Annotated in this window: 2 protein-coding genes; one reads left to right on the top strand and one right to left on the bottom strand. The window is 72.0% G+C overall.

The genetic code is table 11. The features are described 5' to 3' along the window. Positions 1-198: 198 nt before the first annotated feature. A complete protein-coding gene (locus ACSNOD_RS30325) occupies positions 199-387 on the bottom strand; it encodes a hypothetical protein (RefSeq protein ID WP_436770289.1) in 189 nt (62 codons plus the stop codon). Between the two features lie 394 nt (positions 388-781). On the opposite strand from ACSNOD_RS30325, the gene ACSNOD_RS30320 reads away from it, so the two are divergent. Then, positions 782-2,698, top strand: a 1,917-nt coding sequence (locus ACSNOD_RS30320) for a SpoIIE family protein phosphatase (protein WP_436770290.1), incomplete at its 3' end; no start/stop codon positions are given.

Below are 2,698 nucleotides of genomic sequence, written 5' to 3'. Positions count from 1 at the left end.
GTCCGGTGCCCGGGGCACCGGACCCCGGACGGGTCGGGGCGGGAGTCTGCTGAATTGAACGAATACTTGGGCGGTCGAGGATATGTTTTGGGAATTGGGAATTCGGTAAGGATTCCTTTACGCGGGGTCCGGCGCCGCTGCGACGCCGGACCCCGGCGTGCGGAATTTCACCGCTCAGCCCTTGCTGCCCCACTTGTTTTAGGTGTTGATGACGCCGCCGACGAAGTCGACACCGGCCTTGGCCCAGCCCAGTCCCTGGGAGACGTTGCCGATGACCCGTCCGGCGTCCTGCCAGGTCCACGGCGCGTCCAGCGACTCCAGCTCCTTGATGTCCAGAGCGAGCACCGGGCCGGCGACAACAGCGGAGGTCTTGCGCGTCTCGATCATTTTTCTCTCCTGACGTGAGTTTTTCTTGGCGAGTTTTTTCGCTGGATTCTTCTTGGTGGATTCTTCTTGGTGTTAGTCCCGGGCGTTTCTCCCGGGCACACCAATAAGTTCTCAGATCGATCCCCCGCGCCCTATCCGCCCGGCGCCGGTAATCACCCCCGCCACCCGGCGGGGTTCACCCACGCCGCACCGCACCGCCCCCGGGTGCCCGGGCCGCGGCGGTGCGGCGTGGTGCCCCTGCGTGATCGGCGGCACCGTATAGACACGACCCATGCCGCTGTTTTCCTCGCTTCGTTCCCGTGGGGCGGGCCGTCGCTCCGCCGCCCGGCCCCCGGGGCGGCGTTCGGGGCGCCGCACAGGCCCGGTGGCCGCCCTGCGCAGCGTGGCCGGGCAGATGTTCGCCCTGCAGGTGCTGCTCGTGGTGGTGCTCGTGGTCGCGGCGGGGCTGGCCGCGGTGCTGCAGGCACGCAGCACCCGCCTGGAGGAGATCGAGAAGCGTTCCCTGGCCGCCGCGGAGGCCTTCGCGCACGCCCCGGGCCTGCCCGCGGCGCTGAGATCAGCGGATGCCACCGCCGTACTGCAACCGGCGGCCGAGGCGGCGCGGCGGACCGGGCACGTGGACTTCATCGTGGTGATGAACCGGGACGGCATCCGCTACACCCACCCCGTGCCCGCGCTGATCGGCCAGCGGTTCGTCGGCTCCCTGGCCCCCGCGCACACCGGGCAAGCCGTCACCGAGCGGCTGCGCGGGGACATCGGGGAGCTGGTGCAGGTGGTCGTGCCCGTGCGCGACGAGACGGGCGCGGTCGTCGGCATGGTGTCGGCCGGGCTGTCGGTCGGCGAGGTCAGCGAGGAGGTCCGCCACCAGCTGCGCGTGGTCGCGGCAGCCGGCACCCTGGCCCTCCTGGTGGCCACCGCGGGCACCGCCGCGGTGGGCAGACGGCTGCGTCGCCAGACCCACGGTCTCGGCCCGGCCGAGATGACCCGCATGTACGAGCACCACGACGCCGTCCTGCACGCCGTACGCGAGGGCGTGGTCATCGTGGCCGCGTCCGGCCGCCTTCTGCTGGTCAACGACGAGGCCCGGCGCCTGCTCCACCTGCCGGCCGACGCCGAGGGCCGCACGGTCCGGTCAGTCGGGCTGGAGGGCCCGATCGCCGACCTGCTGGCCTCGGGGCGCACCGCGAACGACGAGGTGGTGCCCGTCGGCGGGCGCGTCCTGGCGGTCAACCACCGGCCCACCGGGGCGCACGGCGGCCCGCCCGGCAGCGTGGCCACCCTGCGCGACACCACCGAACTGACCACGCTCGCCGGCACGGCCGACATCGCCCGCGGCCGGCTCAGCCTCCTCTACGACGCCGGCATGGCCATCGGCACCACCCTGGATGTGCGGCGCACCGCCGGGGAACTGGCGGACCTGGCCGTGGGCCGGCTCGCCGACTACGCCACCGTCGACCTGTGCGAGCCGGTCCTGCGGGGGGACGAGCCCCGGCCGGAGTGGATGGACGAGGTGACCGTACGCCGTGTCGCCCGCCGCGGCGTCCGGGACGACCATCCGCTGTATCCCCTGGGGGAACTGGTCTCCTACCCCGCGCCCAGCCCGCAGGCCCGCGAGTTCGTCAGCGGCAACCCCACCCTGGTGGCCGACCTGCACGCCGACGACCGCTGGCACACCCAGGACCCGGCCCGCACCCAAGCGGTCATGGACTTCGGCATGCACTCCCTGATCACCATTCCGCTCAAGGCCCGCGGCGTCCAGATGGGTGTGGTCAACCTCTGGCAGGGAGCGGGCAGCAGGCCCTTCACGGACGAGGATCTGACCCTGGCCGCCGAACTGGCCGCCAGAGCGGCGCTGTGCATCGACAACGCCCGCCGTTACACCCGCGAACACACCCTGGCGCACACCCTGCAGCGCAGTCTGCTGCCCGGCGCCACGCCCGAACTCAGTGCCGTGGAGTCCGCCCACCGCTATCTGCCCGCGAACACCGGCGCCAGCGGCGACTGGTTCGACGTCATCGCCCTGCCCGGCGCCCGCGTCGCCCTCGTCGTCGGTGACGTGGTCGGCCAGGGCCTGCACGCCGCCGCCACCATGGGCCGCATGCGCACCGCCGTCCACAACTTCTCCTCGCTGGACCTGCCGCCCGACGAGCTCCTCGCGCATCTCGACGAACTCGTCGAACGCATCGACCAGGAGCAGGAAACAGCCGGCGACCAGGACCCCGACCACGACGATCGCCCGCCCCCCTTGCCCGGCCGCGCCATCGACGCCGCTACCGGACGCCACATACAGATCTGTCACCCCACCGCACCA

Origin of the sequence: Streptomyces sp. URMC 123, assembly GCF_051386515.1 — a bacterium.
GTDB lineage: Bacteria > Actinomycetota > Actinomycetes > Streptomycetales > Streptomycetaceae > Streptomyces.
The sequence above is the reverse complement of the archived record's forward strand: the minus strand, read 5'-3'. Positions and strand labels throughout refer to the sequence as shown.

What these genes read in the sequence shown, in the direction of transcription:
- ACSNOD_RS30325 (WP_436770289.1), bottom strand. Translation starts at nt 387, where the DNA reads ATGATCGAGACGCGCAAGACCTCCGCTGTTGTCGCCGGCCCGGTGCTC.